The sequence below is a fragment of the Rhodoferax potami genome (assembly GCF_032193805.1).
Lineage (GTDB): Bacteria > Pseudomonadota > Gammaproteobacteria > Burkholderiales > Burkholderiaceae_C > Allorhodoferax > Allorhodoferax potami_A.
The window spans coordinates 1,316,647-1,333,255 of the sequence record NZ_JAVBIK010000001.1 but is presented as its reverse complement, the minus strand read 5'-3'; the positions used below and the strand labels follow the sequence as shown (position 1 = coordinate 1,333,255).

General features: G+C 63.7%; 18 protein-coding genes and 1 riboswitch. Of the genes, 16 read left to right on the top strand and 2 right to left on the bottom strand.

The window, feature by feature from the left end; genetic code table 11:
• Positions 1-10: 10 nt before the first annotated feature.
• The 8 genes from RAE19_RS06385 to RAE19_RS06350 all read left to right on the top strand — a co-directional run bounded on the left by RAE19_RS06385 (position 11) and on the right by RAE19_RS06350 (position 7,138).
• Entirely contained in the window at positions 11-280 is a 270-nt protein-coding gene (locus RAE19_RS06385) for a type II toxin-antitoxin system Phd/YefM family antitoxin (RefSeq protein WP_313874132.1), read from the top strand.
• Positions 280-594, top strand: a complete 315-nt coding sequence (locus RAE19_RS06380) for a CcdB family protein (protein ID WP_313874131.1) — start codon at positions 280-282, stop codon at positions 592-594. The genes RAE19_RS06385 and RAE19_RS06380 overlap by 1 nt, the downstream gene beginning before the upstream one ends.
• 46 nt (positions 595-640) lie before the next feature.
• Positions 641-1,081, top strand: a complete 441-nt coding sequence (locus RAE19_RS06375; RefSeq protein ID WP_313874130.1) for a hypothetical protein — start codon at positions 641-643, stop codon at positions 1,079-1,081.
• Between the two features lie 57 nt (positions 1,082-1,138).
• Positions 1,139-1,239: riboswitch (TPP riboswitch) on the top strand.
• An 89-nt stretch (positions 1,240-1,328) separates the two neighbouring features.
• Positions 1,329-3,230, top strand: coding sequence for a phosphomethylpyrimidine synthase ThiC (gene thiC, locus RAE19_RS06370; RefSeq protein WP_313874129.1), 1,902 nt, complete (start codon positions 1,329-1,331; stop codon positions 3,228-3,230).
• A gap of 2 nt (positions 3,231-3,232) precedes the next feature.
• Positions 3,233-4,276 (top strand): FAD-dependent oxidoreductase, encoded by a 1,044-nt coding sequence (locus RAE19_RS06365; RefSeq protein WP_313874128.1) that lies wholly within the window; start codon positions 3,233-3,235, stop codon positions 4,274-4,276.
• On the top strand, positions 4,273-4,500 hold the full coding sequence (thiS, locus tag RAE19_RS06360) for a sulfur carrier protein ThiS (protein WP_313874127.1): 228 nt from the start codon (positions 4,273-4,275) through the stop codon (positions 4,498-4,500). Before RAE19_RS06365 ends, thiS begins: the two co-directional genes overlap by 4 nt.
• A 3-nt stretch (positions 4,501-4,503) precedes the next feature.
• A complete protein-coding gene (locus tag RAE19_RS06355) occupies positions 4,504-5,472 on the top strand; it encodes a thiazole synthase (protein ID WP_313874126.1) in 969 nt (322 codons plus the stop codon).
• A gap of 37 nt (positions 5,473-5,509) precedes the next feature.
• Positions 5,510-7,138 carry a bifunctional hydroxymethylpyrimidine kinase/phosphomethylpyrimidine kinase gene (locus RAE19_RS06350; protein ID WP_313874125.1) on the top strand — a complete coding sequence of 543 codons (1,629 nt, stop codon included), beginning with the start codon at positions 5,510-5,512 and terminating at the stop codon, positions 7,136-7,138.
• Here the strand turns inward: RAE19_RS06350 and RAE19_RS06345 are convergent.
• Positions 7,122-8,663 carry a Do family serine endopeptidase gene (locus RAE19_RS06345; protein ID WP_430962568.1) on the bottom strand — a complete coding sequence of 514 codons (1,542 nt, stop codon included), beginning with the start codon at positions 8,661-8,663 and terminating at the stop codon, positions 7,122-7,124. The genes RAE19_RS06350 and RAE19_RS06345 overlap by 17 nt on opposite strands.
• A 140-nt stretch (positions 8,664-8,803) precedes the next feature.
• Here RAE19_RS06345 and RAE19_RS06340 point away from each other — a divergent pair, with 140 nt between their 5' ends.
• The 8 genes from RAE19_RS06340 to RAE19_RS06305 all read left to right on the top strand — a co-directional run bounded on the left by RAE19_RS06340 (position 8,804) and on the right by RAE19_RS06305 (position 15,476).
• On the top strand, positions 8,804-9,985 hold the full coding sequence (locus RAE19_RS06340; protein ID WP_313874123.1) for an acetyl-CoA C-acyltransferase: 1,182 nt from the start codon (positions 8,804-8,806) through the stop codon (positions 9,983-9,985).
• Positions 9,986-10,048: 63 nt separating this feature from the next.
• Positions 10,049-11,152, top strand: coding sequence for a DUF695 domain-containing protein (locus tag RAE19_RS06335; RefSeq protein ID WP_313874122.1), 1,104 nt, complete (start codon positions 10,049-10,051; stop codon positions 11,150-11,152).
• 18 nt (positions 11,153-11,170) lie between these two features.
• The gene (locus RAE19_RS06330) at positions 11,171-11,857 is read left to right on the top strand and encodes an SDR family oxidoreductase (protein ID WP_313874121.1); all 687 of its coding nucleotides are present in this window, start codon (positions 11,171-11,173) and stop codon (positions 11,855-11,857) included.
• A 36-nt stretch (positions 11,858-11,893) separates the two neighbouring features.
• Positions 11,894-13,024: an acyl-CoA dehydrogenase family protein gene (locus tag RAE19_RS06325; protein WP_313874120.1), complete on the top strand. Its 1,131-nt coding sequence runs from the start codon at positions 11,894-11,896 to the stop codon at positions 13,022-13,024.
• Positions 13,025-13,029: 5 nt separating this feature from the next.
• Entirely contained in the window at positions 13,030-13,947 is a 918-nt protein-coding gene (locus RAE19_RS06320) for an MBL fold metallo-hydrolase (protein ID WP_313874119.1), read from the top strand.
• A 17-nt stretch (positions 13,948-13,964) separates the two neighbouring features.
• Positions 13,965-14,387 carry a rhodanese-like domain-containing protein gene (locus tag RAE19_RS06315; RefSeq protein ID WP_313874118.1) on the top strand — a complete coding sequence of 141 codons (423 nt, stop codon included), beginning with the start codon at positions 13,965-13,967 and terminating at the stop codon, positions 14,385-14,387.
• Between the two features lie 19 nt (positions 14,388-14,406).
• On the top strand, positions 14,407-14,826 hold the full coding sequence (locus RAE19_RS06310; RefSeq protein ID WP_313874117.1) for a YchJ family protein: 420 nt from the start codon (positions 14,407-14,409) through the stop codon (positions 14,824-14,826).
• Positions 14,823-15,476, top strand: a complete 654-nt coding sequence (locus tag RAE19_RS06305) for an HAD family hydrolase (protein ID WP_313874116.1) — start codon at positions 14,823-14,825, stop codon at positions 15,474-15,476. The genes RAE19_RS06310 and RAE19_RS06305 overlap by 4 nt, the downstream gene beginning before the upstream one ends.
• A gap of 4 nt (positions 15,477-15,480) precedes the next feature.
• On the opposite strand, the gene RAE19_RS06300 is transcribed toward RAE19_RS06305, so the two are convergent.
• On the bottom strand, positions 15,481-16,599 hold the full coding sequence (locus RAE19_RS06300; RefSeq protein WP_313874115.1) for an AraC family transcriptional regulator: 1,119 nt from the start codon (positions 16,597-16,599) through the stop codon (positions 15,481-15,483).
• Positions 16,600-16,609: the final 10 nt, after the last annotated feature.

The window sequence follows — 16,609 nt, the reverse complement described above, 5'->3', positions numbered from 1 at the left end:
AGGCATCCCCATGCAAGTCACCGCCACAGAAGCCAAAAACCGTTTCGGCTACGTCTGCGCACAAGCGAAAGCGGAGCCCGTTTTCGTTGAAAAAGATGGCCGCATTGACAGTGTGATCTTGTCATTGCAAGACTTTGAAGCGCTGAAAGCGGCCAGCCAACCCAAGACCTTGGCGGAGCGCCAAAAGGCCTTCAATCAAACGCACAAGGCATGGATAGACGAGCAAAACGCCCGCTTTGAAAAGAACGGGCTCTGGTGTGATGATCTGCGAGTTTGGTGATGCAGTACGACGTCTACCCCAACCCGAGCCCGCGCATGCGGGATGTGTATCCCTATGTGCTGGACGTGCAAAGCGATCTGCTTAAAGCACTGGCCACGCGTATGGTCGTGCCGCTGGCGTTGACCTCCTTACCCGCCTCCAGCCTGCCTAGGCGCTTGTGTCCCTTGCTGCAGGTCAAAGGCCAGAGCCTGATGTTGGTGCCCTTTGAAGCCGCCCCGTTGGACAAGCGGCATCTGAAGTCAAAAGTCACTAGCTTGCGTGAGCGCGCTGATGACATAGTTGCGGCAATGGACGCGGTACTCAGTGGCATTTAGAACTCCAGGCGCGCTTCAATACGCGTTTGCGTAAAGATCAAACTTCATGCTTTCACGGTTTTTTGTTGTCACTATTGCGTACCTTTTGTCCTTGCCGGGACTCATCATGGCTTTGGCAATGGTCGCTGAGGAGTTGAAGTCGCCTCGCAGTGTCTTTGTCTTGGCCGTGTGTTGGGCGGTAACAGTAGTGATGCATTTCATGTCTCATATTGCGATGAGTTTTGCTTGGGTTCTTGACCTTCGGGTGGGGAAAGTCGGGGCCCTCACAGGGGCGGTGCTAACGGTCATCGGCTTTCTTGCATACCCTTTGTTTCAATCAGTTCATGCACATGGCTGGTCAGAGGCGCTGCAGTCAATGGCCTTGTTCTGGGCTTATGGTGGGCTATTTTTGGCGCCCTATTGGGGTCTTGGCGGTTGCTTGTTTTTGTTTCATGGCGGCCAATCGTCTGAGACCGCTGAAGCGTACAAGTCCGATACAGCGCTTTAGTTCGAAGGGCGCTAGACACGGTTTCGATCAGAACGAGTAGATTCTTTGTCGTACACTCCGCACTGCCCGGGGTGCGCAGTGGTTGCGCTGAGATGGATACCAAACCCGTGAACTTGATCTGGTTAATACCAGCGTAAGAAGTGCAGAGCAGTACCCCCCGGCCGTGTGCCGTGCGGGCCGTGGCTCATTCCAAGTTTTCGGGGGCGTGTTTTTCTCTTTCTTCGGGCGTTAACCCGGAGATTTCCCAGTGAACGCACCCGACAAGCTTGCTCAGTTCATCCGCCTCACGCGCGAACCGCTTCCCGCTTCCACCAAACGCTATCTGCAAGGCAGCCGGCCTGACATCCAGGTGCCGCTGCGCGAAATCATGCAGAGCAATGGCGAGGCCATCACGGTGTATGACACCTCCGGCCCCTACACCGACCCGCGTGCCCACATCGACGTGCGCTCCGGTTTGCCTCTGGTGCGCGAGCAGTGGATTGCCGGTCGCGGTGATACCGAGTTGTACGAAGGCCGCAAGCCCTTTGCGCTGGACGACGGCCTCAAGAATGGCGAGACCGATGCCCTGGCCGCGCTGCGCGCCCAAGCCGCCGGTCTGCAGCGCCAACCCCGCCGGGCCAAGAGTGGCGCCAACGTCACGCAAATGCACTACGCCCGCAAAGGCATCATCACCCCCGAGATGGAATACGTCGCTCTGCGCGAGAACCAAAACCTCGAGTGGCAAGCCCAGTACCTCGGCAACGCGGCCCGCGAGAAGCGCCTTGCCGGCAACAGCTTTGGTGCGAGCATCCCCAAGGTCGTGACGCCCGAGTTCGTGCGCGATGAAGTGGCCCGCGGCCGCGCCATCATCCCCGCCAACATCAACCACACCGAGCTGGAGCCCATGGCCATTGGGCGCAACTTTCTGGTGAAGATTAACGCCAACATCGGCAACTCGGCAGTGACGTCCAGCATCGAAGAAGAGGTGGAAAAACTTGTCTGGTCCATACGCTGGGGGGCCGACACGGTGATGGATTTGTCCACCGGCAAAAACATCCACACCACACGCGACTGGATCGTGCGCAACAGCCCGGTGCCTATCGGCACCGTGCCGATTTACCAGGCGCTGGAAAAGGTGGGCGGCATTGCCGAAGACCTGACCTGGGAGATCTTTCGGGACACATTGATTGAGCAAGCCGAGCAGGGCGTGGACTATTTCACCGTGCACGCGGGCGTGCGCCTGCCCTTCATTCACCTCACCGCCAACCGGGTGACGGGCATCGTCTCGCGCGGCGGCTCCATCATGGCGAAGTGGTGCATTGCGCACCACAAAGAAAACTTTTTGTACACGCACTTCGACGAGATGACGGAGATCATGCGCGCGTACGACGTGAGCTATTCGCTGGGCGATGGCTTGCGCCCCGGCAGCGGTGCTGATGCGAATGACGAAGCCCAATTTGCCGAGCTGCACACCCTGGGCGAGCTCACACACAAGGCCTGGCAGCAAGACGTGCAGGTCATGATCGAAGGCCCCGGCCACGTGCCGATGCACATGGTGCAGGCCAACATGACCGAGCAGCTCAAGCACTGCGGCGAAGCCCCGTTCTACACCCTCGGGCCGCTGACCACCGACATCGCGCCGGGCTACGACCACATCACCAGCGGCATTGGTGCCGCCATGATCGGCTGGTTCGGCACCGCCATGCTCTGCTACGTGACGCCGAAGGAACACCTGGGTTTGCCCGACCGCGAGGACGTGAAGACCGGCATCATCACCTACAAGGTCGCCGCCCACGTGGCCGATGTAGCCAAGGGTCACCCGGGAGTGCGGGCGCGGGACGATGCGTTGTCCAAAGCGCGCTTCGAGTTCCGCTGGATGGACCAGTTCAACCTCTCGCTGGACCCCGACACCGCCAAGCAGTTCCACGACGAAACCCTGCCCGCTGAGGGTGCCAAAGTGGCGCATTTCTGCTCCATGTGCGGCCCCAAGTTCTGCTCCATGAAGATCACCCAGGAGGTGCGCGACTACGCCAAGAACCTGGGCGTGAGCGAGGAACAGGCGTTGCAATCGGGCATGGACGTGATGTCGGGCGAGTTCAAAAAGGTGGGCGGGGAAATCTACATCCCCATCAACCCGGTGCCGGCTCAAGCTGACGACACCAAGGCTTGAAGATGGCGCTGCGCATAGGCATTGCCGGCGCCGGTGTGCTCGGGCGGCTGCTGGCGTTCACGCTCAGCCGCGCGGACCACGACGTGCAGGTGTTTGACCCTGCATCGGGCCCTGGCCCGCGTGCGGAGTCCGGCTCGCAGGCTGCAGGCTGGACCGCAGCTGGCATGCTCAGCCCTGTGGCTGAGCTGGAGCGCGCGGGCGCTGAGGTGTTTACGCTGGGCGTGCGCTCCTGCCAGCTCTGGCCGCAGACTGTGCTGGCGCTGTCTGAGCCGGTAGCCCTGCAGATGCAGGGCAGCCTGCTGCTGGCGCACCGCAGCGATGCCGGTGCGGCCCAGCGCGTTGTCGGACTCTTGCAAGCCAAGGCCGATGCGCCGTACCAGCCGCAGTCTTTAACGATGGATGCACTGCGCGCGCTGGAGCCCGGTATCCAAGGCCCGGCGCTGGCCTGGCTGCTGCCCAGTGAGGGGCAGATCCACCCCGTGCAGGCGCTGCAGGCACTGGCCGCAAAAGCCTCGGTGCAAGGTGTGCAGTGGCATTGGGGTAGCACCGTCACGGCGGTGGACGCAGGCGCGATCCATGCCGGCGGAGCACAACATCGCTTCGACCATGTGTTCGACGTACGTGGCGTGGGCTCCAAGCCTGCGCTGCCGGTGCGCGGAGTGCGAGGCGAGGTGTTCTGGCTGCACGCGCCCGGTGTGCCGATGCACCGCCCGGTGCGCCTGCTGCACCCGCGCCACTCGATCTACATGGTGCCGCGCCCCGGGGATGTGATCGTGGTGGGTGCGAGCGAGATCGAAAGCGAAGACCGCTCGCCCGTGTCCCTGCGTAGCACGCTGGAGCTGTTGAGTGCCGCGCACAGCGTCATGCCCGCACTCGCCGAAGCGCGCGTGGTGCACACCGAGACGAACCTGCGCCCCGCGTTGCCCGACAACCTGCCGGCCATCCGCCACAGCGCACGCAAAACCGAAATCAACGGCCTCTTCCGCCACGGCTGGCTCATCGCCCCGGCGCTGGTGGAGCAGGCATTGCAAGAGCTCAAGCTATGACCACCACAGACACCGAGCCAACGACCATCACCATCACGGTGAATGGCACCCCGGAATCCACAAGCGCCCGAACCCTACAAGCCTGGGTAGACGCACGCGGAGTGCTGCCGGCGGCGCTAGCCACCGCCGTCAACGGCAACTTCGTACCCCGCAGCCAGCGCGCCCGGCAGCTGCTGGCAGAGGGCGACACCATCCTCACCTTTCAACCCATCGAAGGCGGTTGACCCATGACTACACACACAATAGACGAAGCGGCTGAGCAAAGTACTGCCGAGCAAAAGTTGGATGGACTCGAACGCTCAACCGCCACACAAAGTGGCTTGGCGGCAGTGTGTTCTGCGCAGGTCAAGGAGGAGCCCGCAAAGCGGGCGGGGGACACGGAGCAGAGCACACTGCCGCCAAGTCACCCCCCAGAAGCCAACGAATGGCAAATAGGCGGCAGAACCCTCACCAGCCGCTTCTTCCTGGGCACCGCAGCCTACCCCTCCCCCCAAGTTCTGCAAGACGCCATCCAAGCCTCCGGCGCCCAAGTCGTCACCATGGGCCTGCGCCGCCAGCTCGCTCACGGGGCAGAGGCGGGCGACTTCTTCGCCCTCATCAAAGCCACGGGCGCCCACCTGCTTCCCAACACCGCCGGCTGCCACACCGCCCGCGAAGCCATCACCTTGGCCCACATGGCCCGCGAACTGTTTGACACACCGTGGATCAAGCTGGAAGTCGTGGGCGACGCCCACACCCTGCAGCCCGACCCCTTCGAGCTGCTGGCCGCAGCTACGCAACTTGTGAAAGACGGCTTTGAAGTGTTCCCGTATTGCATGGACGACTTGGTGAGCTGCCAGCGCCTGCTGGACGCCGGCTGCAACATCCTCATGCCCTGGGGCGCGCCCATAGGTTCGGGCCAGGGGCTGGTCAATCCCGGCGCGCTGCGCACCCTGCGGGCCCGCCTGCCCGGCGTGCCCCTCATCGTGGATGCCGGCATCGGCTCGCCGGCAGATGCGGTCCAGGCCATGGAGCTGGGGCTGGACGCGGTGCTGCTCAACAGCGCGGTAGCCCATGCGGTAGACCCGGTGCGCATGGCCCGGGCGTTCAAGCTCGGTATCGAGTCTGGTCGCCTGGCGTATGAGGCCGGCGTCATGCCCCGCCAGGACATGGCGGTGGCGTCTACCCCCGTCGCAGGTCACCCCATTCTGTTGTGAGATTGCTATGAAAAATGAAGCTACTCGCGCAATACCTATGAGGGCTAGAAGCACTTTTGGTACGGAATTCGCCCGCGCACCTGCCGGCCAACGTCCGGTGGTCTGGAGCATTGCAGGCGCCGACTCCGGCGCCGGTGCCGGCCTGCAGGCGGACCTGAAAGCCTTGCAGGCATTCGGCGTGCACGGCTGCACGGCGGTGGCCGCCATCACCGCACAAAACTCAGTGGCGGTCACCCGGGTGGAGCCGGTCAGCGCCGAGCTGCTGGATGCGCAACTGGCCGCACTCGCCCAAGACATGCTGCCGCAGTCCATCAAGACCGGCTTGCTCGGCAGTGTGGATAACCTGCGCGTGGTCTGCCGGTGGGTGGACCGGCTGCGTGCCGAAGGCCATGCGGTCGCCTTGGTGGTAGACCCTGTGTTGGGCTCCACCACGGGAACCCACTTTGTTGACGAAGCCTTACTCGACGCCTATTGCCGCCAGCTGTTGCCCCGCGCCACCTTGATCACCCCCAATCGCGCCGAGGCCTTGCGCTTACTCCACGGCGGCGAGCCGGGCCACCCCTTGCAGGCCGCGGCTGCGCCAGCGCTGGCGCAAGCCCTGCAAGCCCTGCAAGCCCGTTGGCGTATGGGCACGCGGGAGTGGGCGCCGTCTGATGCAACGGTGGTGCAGGACTGTTTTTCTGTGGTCATCACCGGCGGGGATGAGGGGCAGGCGGATGGCCTGGCCTGCGACTGGTTGCAAAGCCCCCAAGCCACGGGCTGGCTCAGCCTGCCTCGGGTGAGCACCGCCCACCATCACGGCACCGGCTGTACCTTTGCCTCCACCGCCGCGGCCGCCTTGGCCAGTGGCTACTGTGTTGCGGATGCGGTCGTCATGGCCAAAATGGCCACCACCCATGCGCTTCGCCATGCGTATCCGGCCGGGCAGGGCGCCGGCCCGGTGAACCCGCAGCCGGACTTTGCGCAGCACATCGCCAACTTGCCTGCATTCACTCTGCTCGGTGCGACCGCGCCGGTGGTGGATAACGCAGCACCGCCTTTTGCGGCGCTCAGCCATCCGGATCTCGGCGTGTACGCGGTGGTGGACAGCGCCGCTTGGGTCGAGCGGGTGGTGGCAGCTGGCATCCGCACCGTGCAACTTCGCATAAAAGACCCTGCCGACCCCACACTTGCGGCGCACATCCAGGCGTCGGTGGCGGTGGCCCGCACTAGGCCCGGCACCCAACTCTTCATCAACGACCACTGGCAACTCGCGCTGCAGCATGGTGCTTATGGGGTGCATCTGGGTCAGGAAGACCTGGCCCAGGTGGACCTGCAGGCCCTGCAAAGCGCCGGAGTGCGCCTCGGCCTCAGCACCCACAGCTACTGGGAAGTCGCCCGCGCATGGGCGCTGCGGCCGAGCTATATCGCCTGCGGCCCCATTTTTGCCACGCAAAGCAAAGACATGCCGTGGATCCCCCAGGGCTTGGACAACCTTCGGTACTGGTCCGGTGTGTTGCCTTTGCCGGTGGTGGGTATTGCGGGCATTGATACGGGCAATGTGGCAGAGGTGGCTGCCACAGGTGCAGCCAGTGCCGCGGTGATTTCGGCCATCACGAAGGCAGGCGACCCGGAGGCGGCCTGCACCGCTTTGCTGTCCGGCTGGGCGACTAGCCCGCCGGCTTGACCGTCACCGCGAGGTAGTTTTTCTCGCCCTCGTGTTGCACCAGCAGGGCGACCAAACCTTGGGTCTGGGCCAGTAAGGCGCGGGCTTGCTCTACCGAGGTCACCGGCACTTCGTTGATAGCGAGCAGGATGTCGCCGGGGGTGAGGCCAGCTTTGCCGGCATCGGGTTGGACGGCTTCAATCATCAGGCCGTGACGGGCATCCGCCGCGCGCAGCTCTACCGGCAACAAGGGGCGCACCGCCACGCCGAGTTGGGGAATCAAGGGCACTTGCGACTGGCCTTTGGTAGGGGCGGCTGCGCGCTGGGCGGGGTCGTCCATCGTGGCGCGGGCCTGCACAGCACGGCCTCCACGCAGGGCATCCACCACCACTTGCTGGCCGGGCACCGCCATAGCAATCCACAGCGGCAGGTCGCTGCCGGATTGGATGGGGTGGCCATCCACCGCCACGATCACATCGCCGAACTGCAGGCCGGCTTTGGCAGCGGCACTGTCCGGGCGGACGTCTGAAATCAGGGCGCCCATGGGACGTGGCAGCTTGAAGGCATCGGCTAGCGCTTGGGTGACCTCTTGCACTGAGACGCCCAGCACCCCGTGCGAGGCCTGGCCCGTGGCCACAATCTGCCGCGCCACCGATTGCGCCAGGTCGATCGGGATGGCAAAGCTCAGGCCCTGGTAGCCGCCGCTGCGGGTGTAGATCTGCGAGTTAATGCCCACCACCTCGCCTGCGGCGTTGAACAGCGGGCCGCCCGAGTTACCGGGGTTGACGGCCGCATCGGTCTGAATGAAAGGCACGGTGTAGTCGTCGGGCAAGGTGCGGCCTTTGGCGCTCACCACGCCGGTGGTGACTGTGTTGTCCAGCCCGAAGGGCGAGCCAATCGCCAGCACCCATTCGCCCACGCTGAGGTTGGCGGGTTGGCCGATGGCAACCACCGGAAGGCCTGCCGCTTCAATTTTGAGCACAGCCACATCGGTCTTGGCATCGCTGCCCAAGACTTTGGCCTTGAATTCGCGCCGGTCGGTCAGCTTCACGGTGACCTCGCTGGCGTGGGCAATCACATGGGCGTTGGTCAACACCAGCCCGTCAGCGCTCACGATAAAGCCCGAGCCTTTGGCATTCACCGGAATCTGCATGCTCGCGCCGCTGGCACCGAATTGCTCCTGAAATCTGCGTAAAAACAGCTGGGTCGGGTCGTCGTTGTCGGCGCCTTTGGTGTTGCCCGCCCCGTCTTTGCCGTCTGCGGTGACCAGCCGGGTGCCGCTGGTGCTGATGTTGACGACCGCCGGGCCGTAGCGCTGCACGATCTGGGCAAAGTCCGGGGTACCCAGGCTGCGAATGGCGCTGGTCGGGGCAGCTGGCGCGAGCGGTGCGGGGGCCGTTTGTGCCTGGGCACTGGCCCACACACAGGCGCTTGCGCACAGCAATGCGGCCAGCCGCGTGAGGCGGTGGTACTGGCGTGGCAGCGTGGGCACAGAGTGGGGCGCAGCGGCCGAGGTGGCGGGTGATAAGCGGGCATCATGGGTCATGCCGTCATGGTGCACTCCCCACATGAAGACGTGTGAGCCCGGGGTGAAGCTGCGGTAAAGATTTTCTGCCACAATTGACGTTTACGTAAACGTCAATCTAGGGTTGGCGTTGTGCCATTCACCTGACCCCGAGGAAGACCATGCCAGAAACCGTTGTGATCGTCAGCGCAGCCCGCACCCCCATGGGTGGCTTTCAGGGCGACTTCGCTTCTCTTGCTGCCCACGACTTGGGTGGTGCCGCCATTCAAGCTGCGGTGGAGCGCGCCGGTATCAGGTCCGAGTTGGTCACGGAAGTCATCTTCGGCAACTGCCTGATGGCGGGCCAAGGCCAGGCGCCTGCGCGCCAGGCGGCTTTCAAGGGCGGTCTGCCCAAGAGCGCCGGTGCAGTCACGCTTTCCAAGATGTGCGGCTCCGGCATGCGCGCGGCCATGTTCGCCCACGACATGCTGCTGGCCGGCAGCCACGATGTGCTGGTGGCGGGTGGCATGGAAAGCATGACCAACGCACCCCACCTGCTGCTCAAGGGCCGCAGTGGCATCCGTATCGGCCACGACCGCGTGATGGACCACATGATGCTCGACGGCCTGGAAGACGCTTACGAGGCCGGCCGCTCCATGGGCACTTTCGGTGAAGACTGCGCCGCCAAATACAGCTTCACCCGCGAACAACAAGACAATTTCGCCACAGCCAGCGTGCAGCGTGCGCAAGCAGCTATCAAATCAGGAGCGTTTGAGGCGGAGATTACGCCCGTCACCGTCAAGACCCGTGCCCGCGAGGTGCAGGTCAGCATCGACGAAGGCCCCGGCAAGATCAAGCTGGACAAGATTCCCACCCTCAAAGCCGCGTTTAAAAAAGACGGCACCATCACCGCCGCCAGTAGCAGCTCCATCAACGACGGCGCAGCCGCCATGGTGCTGATGCGCGAGGGCACCGCCAAAGACCTCGGTTGCAAGCCGCTGGCCAAAATCGTGGCCCACACCACCCATGCCCAGGAGCCCAACTGGTTTGCCACCGCGCCGGTAGGCGCCACCCAAAAGGTGCTGGCGAAAGCCGGTTGGAAAGTGGAAGACGTGGACCTGTGGGAAATCAACGAGGCCTTCGCCGTGGTGCCCATGGCGCTGATGGCTGAGCTGAACATTCCGCACGACAAGGTGAACGTCAACGGCGGCGCCTGCGCGCTGGGCCACCCGATCGGCGCGTCCGGCGCGCGCATCATGGTGACCCTGATTCACGCGTTGAAGGCCCGGGGCCTCACAAAGGGCGTAGCCACCTTGTGTATTGGTGGCGGTGAGGCGACTGCCGTCGCCCTGGAACTGCTGTAAACCGGGCGGGCTGCGCACCCAGCTTCTGAAATACTAGCGACCTTCACTATTTTCAGGATATCCATGCAGCCCACCCCCGAGATCGCCAGCTTCTGGCGCGAATTCGCAGTCCAGGAAGCCGCGTTCTTTCAACTCCCGCCGGCCGAGCGTGTGGAGCAAATCAACGCACTCGCCAGCCAATACCTGCACGGTGTGACGCTGGAGGTGCTGGGCGCCCCCGATGTCCCCCGGCTGAAGTTGGTGCTGACCGCCCATGGCCATATCGAGTTTTTCCCCTTGTTGTCCCAGGTGGCGGGTGCTGCGCCGGCATTGGCACACTTCGGGGTGACTGCCTTCAGGGCGCGCAGCCCGGAAGCCGATTTTTCGATCCAGATGGACGGGCTGGAGCTCTCGACCTCGGAGGTGATGGTCGCCCTGGAGCAAGACGACGGCCGTGTGGCCTTGGAGCTCCATTTCAAGCCCGAGGTGCCCGAGGCCCTGGCAGAGCAGGCCCGGCACATGGCCTTCATCATGCTCGACCATGTGCTGGGTGAGTACGATTTTGCGGTCAAGGTCGGGGCCATCGACTTTGTGACCCCGGCGCCTGACGCCCCGGTCTCCTGGACGCCCTTGAGCGCACTCGCGCAGGTGTTCGACACCTATTGGGTGGAGACCTTGGGCCGCACCGGCATTTTCCCGACCGGCGAGGCGCATTGGGAGGGCATGGAGCTCCAGTTCAATTGCGCGGTCGATGATTCCGGCAATGAGATCGAGCTCGACGACTTTGCTTGGGGCGACGACGACACCGTCACCGAGGATGCCTCTGACGCGCAAGAAGCCGGCTTTGTGGCGGTGAACCTGAGTGCAGATGCCGTTGCCATGCGCGCCGACCTGGCCACCGCATGGACCCTGGACCTGCCGGTGGCAGACGAGGACGCCCAAGCTCGGGCCCAAGCCCTGCAAGACCAGGCCGGCATGCTGCTGCAGCAAATGCACCAGGGCCTGATGGTGCTGACCCTGACCAAAGAAGGCCGCCGGCAAGCGCTCTACTACGTGGTCGACGAGGCCTTGGCGCGCCAGACACTGGCCCCCCTGTTGGTGCGACTCGAAGCCGCAGACGCTGAGATCAAGGTCAGCTTCGACCCCGCGTGGTCGGGCTATTTTGAATACGCGGGCTATCTGGCCTGAACACGGGGCACCACCACCATGAAGACTATTTTGATTGTGGGCGCCTCACGCGGCATTGGCCTGGAGCTGGTGCCCCAGTACCTGGAGGCGGGCGAGCGCGTCATTGCCACCGCGCGGGATGCGGCGGGGCTGGAGCGGCTGCGCGATCTGGGTGCCCAAGCCATGAAACTGGATGTGACCAACCCGGCCAGCGTCAGCGGCCTGAGCTGGCAGCTGGACGGTGAAAAGATCGACCGAGCCTATTACGTGGCCGGTGTCTTCAGCGCGGACGACGCCAAGTCGCCCCCCACACAGCAGGCGTTTGACGCGATGATGCACGCCAATGTGCTGGGCGCCATGCAGGCCTTGCCGCAGGTGGCACCCTGGGTCGAGGAGGCGCGGGGCCAGTTTGTGTTCATCACCAGCGACTTCGGGCAAATCGGCGGCGTCGAGAGCAGCCGCGCCTGGGTGTACCACGTGAGCAAGGCCGCATTGAACATGGCCGTAGTGGCAGCGCAGCCCGACTACCCGAATGCGCAGTTTCTGCTGATTCACCCGGGCTGGGTGCGAACCGATATGGGCACGCCCGATGCCCCCTTGCTGCCTGAAGAGAGTGTGGCCGCCATTCGCGCAACCGTGGCCGCGCGCACCACCCGAAGCACCGGATTTTCCAGCCGCGACGTGCCCTACCTGCGCTGGGATGGAACGCCGTTTTCCAGCTGGTAAATCCAACACCAACACAACGACCCGAGAGACATCCCCATGCTGCTGACCCAAGACCAGGAAATGATCCGCGACGCCGTGCGCGACTTTGCCCAAGCCGAGCTCTGGCCCAACGCCGCCAAGTGGGACAAGGAACACACCTTCCCCAAATCCGCGCACCAAGGGCTGGCCGCGCTGGGCGCCTACGGCATTTGCGTGCCCGAAGAGCTGGGCGGTGCGGGGCTGGACTACGTGACCCTGGCGTTGGTACTGGAGGAAATTGCTGCGGGTGACGGCGGCACCAGTACGGTGATCAGCGTCACCAACTGCCCGGTCAACGCCATCCTGATGAAATTCGGTAACGCGCAGCAGAAAAAGCAGTGGCTGGAGCCCCTGGCCCAAGGCCAGATGCTGGGTGCCTTTTGCCTGACCGAACCGCATGTGGGCAGCGATGCCTCCAGCCTGCGCACCACGGCGGTTAAAGAAGGCGATGAGTACGTAATCAATGGTGTCAAACAGTTCATCACCAGTGGCAAGAACGGTGATGTGGCCATCGTTATCGCGGTGACCGACAAGGCGGCCGGCAAGAAGGGCATGAGCGCATTCCTGGTTCCCACTAACGCGCCGGGCTATGTGGTCGCGCGCCTGGAAGACAAGCTCGGCCAACACAGCAGCGACACCGCGCAAATCAATTTCGACAACTGCCGCATTCCCGCCGAGAACCTGATCGGCAAGGAGGGCGAGGGCTATGGCATCGCGCTGGGCGGCCTGGAAGGCGGGCGCATCGGCATTGCCGCGCAAAGCGTGGGTATGGCCCGCAGCGCACTCGATGTGGCGATTGCTTATGCCAAGGACCGCCAAAGCTTCGGCCAGCCCATCTTCAATCACCAGGCCGTCGGCTTCCGTTTGGCGGACTGCGCCACCCAGCTGGAAGCGGCGCGGCAACTTATCTGGCATGCCGCTGCACTGCGCGATGCCGGTCGCCCGTGTTTGAAAGAAGCCGCCATGGCCAAGCTGTTTGCCAGCGAAATGGCGGAGAAGGTGTGTAGCGCCGCCATCCAGACCCTGGGCGGCTACGGCTATGTGAGCGACTTCCCGGTGGAGCGTATCTACCGCGACGTGCGTGTGTGCCAGATTTATGAAGGCACCAGCGACGTGCAGAAGATCATCATCCAGCGCGCACTGGCTTAAAGACCATGGCCGCCAATCTGCCTGCCGGCGTCACCGTCTTTGAGCGGGGCTGGCTGTCCAGCAACAACATCCTGATCCAGGGTGAGGGGGGCACCGCGCTCATCGATAGCGGCTACTGCACCCACGCCGAGCAGACGCTTGCGCTGGTGGACTCGGCGCTGCAAGGCCGGCCACTGGATCTGCTGCTCAACACCCATTTGCACAGCGACCACTGCGGGGGCAACGCCGCACTGCAGGCGCGTCACCCCGCGCTGCAAACCCATATTCCACCGGGCCACGCCGACTATGTGCGCGTATGGGACGCCCACGCCCTGAGCTACACCCCTACCGGCCAGCAATGCCCGCGCTTCCATCTGAATGCCACGCTGCAACCGGGCACCGAGATGCTGTTGGGCGACCTGCATTGGCAGGTACATGCAGCACCGGGGCACGACCCGCATTCGGTCATTCTGTTTGAGCCGCGAAGCCGCACGCTGGTGTCGGCAGACGCCCTGTGGGAAAAAGGCTTTGGCGTGGTATTCCCCGAACTTGATGGCGATGATGCGTTCGACGAAGTGGCCGCCACGCTGGATGTGATTGAGCGGCTGAACCCCGCCACCGTCATTCCCGGCCATGGCGCCCCGTTCACAGATGCCCCACAAGCCATTGCCTATGCACGCCAGCGCCTCAACGGTTTTGTGCAAAACCCGGCCAAGCACCTGCAGTACGCAGCCAAGGTGTTGCTGAAATTCAAATTGCTCGAAGCCCGCCATTTGCCCCTGCCCGCGCTGATCGCGTGGGCGCGCAACACCAGCTATTTCAACCACACCTTCGAGAAGCACTTTGCCGGCGCCACCTTGGAAGAGGCCACCCAGCAACTGGTGCACGACCTAGTGCGCTCCGGCGCTGCAACGTTGCAAGATGGCGTGGTGTTTGACGCCTGACCCTGAAGGAGACTCCTATGCCCATTACCAAAGGATCCCGTGCACTGGTCGACGAAGCCATGGCGCAGGTCACCACCTACAGCGTGGCCGAGGTGCAAGCCCGACTGCAAGACCCGGCTGTGCAAATCGTGGATATCCGCGATATCCGTGAGCTGAACGACGGCACCGTAGTGGGCGCCTTTCATGCGCCGCGCGGCATGCTGGAGTTCTGGGTAGACCCCGAGTCGCCGTACCACAAGCCCTTGTTTGCCGATGAGTCCAAAGAGTTCATCCTGTTTTGCGGTGCGGGCTGGCGCAGTGCGCTGGCTGCCAAAGCCTTGCAGGACATGGGCATGAGCAATGTGGCCCACATCGATGGCGGTTGGGGTGAATGGGTGAAAGCCGGCGCGCCCACAGAAACCCTGGAAGCGCAAAAGGCGCGCCGCCAAGCCAAGGGCTGATGCCACCTGAAGCCAAGGCATGATGGAGGGCATGAAGCCCTTTGTGATGACAGATGCCTGCCCCTGTGGCCGGCAACACCAGAAAAAAACGCTCCCCTATGGCCAATGCTGCGGCCGTTGGCTGGAGAGCGAGTCCCCCGCCCCTGACGCCGAGAGCCTGATGCGCAGCCGCTATTGCGCCTTTGTGCTGGAGCGCGAGGCGTACCTTCTTAAAACCTGGCACGCAAGCCACCGGCTGGAGCGTATTGAGTTCGACCCCGGCGTCAAATGGCTGGGGCTCGACGTGCGAACCCACACACAAGACGATGTCACTCATGCACAGGTAGAGTTCGTCGCTCGCCAAAAGCCGGCCAGTGGCGCAGCGGTGCGCCTGCATGAGCGCAGCCGCTTTGTGCTGGAGGCGGGTGCGTGGCTGTATGTGGATGGAGACCAACTATGAAATTTGACGCTGTGCTGTTCGATTGCGACGGTGTGCTGGTGGACAGCGAGCTGATTACCAATGGCGTGCTGCGCGACATGCTGGCCGAGCAGGGTTGGCACATGACCCTGCAGGAGTGCATGGCCGTGTTTGTGGGCAAAGCCGTGATGGACGAGCGCGCCCGCATCGAAGCGGAAACCGGCAAGCCGCTCACGCCCGAGTGGATGGCGTCCTTCCGCGCGCGTCGCAATGCCGCGCTCATGGAACATGCCAGGCCGATTCCGCATGCGCCCGAAGCAATTGCCCGCATTCACGCGGCTTACGCCGGCAGAATAGCCTGTGCCTCAGGCGCGGACTTGCCCAAGGTGCTGATGCAAATGGGCAAGACCGGCTTGCTGCCGTATTTTGAAGGGCGGGTGTTCAGCGGGCACGACTTGCCGCGCTCCAAGCCCCACCCTGACGTGTACCTGGCTGCGGCCGCCGCGCTGGGCGCAGACCCCACGCGCTGCGCTGTGGTGGAAGACACGGTCACCGGCGTTACAGCCGGTGTGGCGGCGGGTACCATGGTGTTCGGCTACGCGCCGCAAGGCGAGGGGCAGGCGCTGTTAGCAGCGGGCGCGTCGCAGGTGTTTGCTTCGATGGCGGACTTGCCCACCCTGCTAGGGGCTTGAGCGCTCAGGTTCCGGGTGTGGCGCTGCGCCGGAACTCGGCCGGCGTCTGCCCGGTCCAGCTCTTGAAGGCGCGGATAAAGCTTTTCTCGTTCTGAAAACCCGCCGCTTCTGCCACCTGTTTGATGGGCCGTTGGCTGCGCAAGAGCAGCTCGGTGGCCTTGTGGTGGCGCACGTCGTCTTTGAGGGTTTGCAGCGTCGTGCATTCTTCCTTGAGCTGGCGGTGCAGGGTGCGGGGCGATACGTTCAGCAAACCGGCCAGCGCTTCTGCGCTGTGGGTGTCTTGCGGATGGTTGCTCAGCAGTTGCCGCACCTGCTGCCCCAGCAGGCGGTCGCGCCGGTACTGCAGCACGGTCAGGGGCAAGGCGTTTTGCAGCATCTGCTGCAAGGCTTTTTCGTCCCGCCGCAGCGGCAGGCGGAGGTAGCGCGCGTCGAAATGGATGGCCGCTTGCGCTTCCCCGAAGCGGGTGGGCCCGCCAAATAACACGGCATAAGCGTCCTGGTGGGCGGGGGCTGCGAACGGAAAGCTCGCACCTTTCAAGGCAATGCGTGAGTCGATCAGCCAACAGGCCACGCCCAACACGTTGCGTAAGACGGAGACCATGCAGAACTCTCGCATAGGTGGGGGCAAACCAATGGCATGGTACTTTTGCTCCGTGTCCCCCGCCCGCTTTGCGGGCTCCTCCTTGACCTGCGCAAAAACTTCAGCCACCCCGTCCTTGCGCAGGTCGTTCTCGGTGAGTGTGATGCTGGCGGTATCGCCTGAGGTGCTCAGCGTGAGTGTGATGTCCGGGGCTATCAGGCCGTGGTGGCGGCACCAGCGGCTCAAAGCTATGTGCAGGGTGGGGGCGCTGATAGAGGCGCGCACCAGCATGCCGTAGCTGCCCCAGGGCAGCCTGCGGCTGAACCAGCCCAGGGCTTCGTCGTCCAGCTCGCGCATGGCTGCCCCGGACAGGCGCTCCATCTGCCAGGCGGTGATGCGGGCATCTGTCTCTTCCAGAGCGTCTGGCGCAATCTGCGCCTGTGCAAGTGCCTTTGATGGGTCCTTGCCATAGCGCGCATAGGCGTGCACCATGGCTCTGGCGAAAGCCATGGGGGTTGCGGCAACAGGGGTAGGTGCGGGCATCAGATGAGTG

Coding starts and splice junctions, on each gene's coding strand:
- RAE19_RS06385 (WP_313874132.1), top strand. CDS start 11: ATGCAAGTCACCGCCACAGAAGCCAAAAACCGTTTCGGCTACGTCTGC.
- RAE19_RS06380 (WP_313874131.1), top strand. CDS start 280: ATGCAGTACGACGTCTACCCCAACCCGAGCCCGCGCATGCGGGATGTG.
- RAE19_RS06375 (WP_313874130.1), top strand. CDS start 641: ATGCTTTCACGGTTTTTTGTTGTCACTATTGCGTACCTTTTGTCCTTG.
- RAE19_RS06365 (WP_313874128.1), top strand. CDS start 3,233: ATGGCGCTGCGCATAGGCATTGCCGGCGCCGGTGTGCTCGGGCGGCTG.
- thiS (WP_313874127.1), top strand. CDS start 4,273: ATGACCACCACAGACACCGAGCCAACGACCATCACCATCACGGTGAAT.
- RAE19_RS06355 (WP_313874126.1), top strand. CDS start 4,504: ATGACTACACACACAATAGACGAAGCGGCTGAGCAAAGTACTGCCGAG.
- RAE19_RS06350 (WP_313874125.1), top strand. CDS start 5,510: ATGAGGGCTAGAAGCACTTTTGGTACGGAATTCGCCCGCGCACCTGCC.
- RAE19_RS06345 (WP_430962568.1), bottom strand. CDS start 8,663: ATGACCCATGATGCCCGCTTATCACCCGCCACCTCGGCCGCTGCGCCC.
- RAE19_RS06340 (WP_313874123.1), top strand. CDS start 8,804: ATGCCAGAAACCGTTGTGATCGTCAGCGCAGCCCGCACCCCCATGGGT.
- RAE19_RS06335 (WP_313874122.1), top strand. CDS start 10,049: ATGCAGCCCACCCCCGAGATCGCCAGCTTCTGGCGCGAATTCGCAGTC.
- RAE19_RS06330 (WP_313874121.1), top strand. CDS start 11,171: ATGAAGACTATTTTGATTGTGGGCGCCTCACGCGGCATTGGCCTGGAG.
- RAE19_RS06325 (WP_313874120.1), top strand. CDS start 11,894: ATGCTGCTGACCCAAGACCAGGAAATGATCCGCGACGCCGTGCGCGAC.
- RAE19_RS06320 (WP_313874119.1), top strand. CDS start 13,030: ATGGCCGCCAATCTGCCTGCCGGCGTCACCGTCTTTGAGCGGGGCTGG.
- RAE19_RS06315 (WP_313874118.1), top strand. CDS start 13,965: ATGCCCATTACCAAAGGATCCCGTGCACTGGTCGACGAAGCCATGGCG.
- RAE19_RS06310 (WP_313874117.1), top strand. CDS start 14,407: ATGATGGAGGGCATGAAGCCCTTTGTGATGACAGATGCCTGCCCCTGT.
- RAE19_RS06305 (WP_313874116.1), top strand. CDS start 14,823: ATGAAATTTGACGCTGTGCTGTTCGATTGCGACGGTGTGCTGGTGGAC.
- RAE19_RS06300 (WP_313874115.1), bottom strand. CDS start 16,599: ATGCCCGCACCTACCCCTGTTGCCGCAACCCCCATGGCTTTCGCCAGA.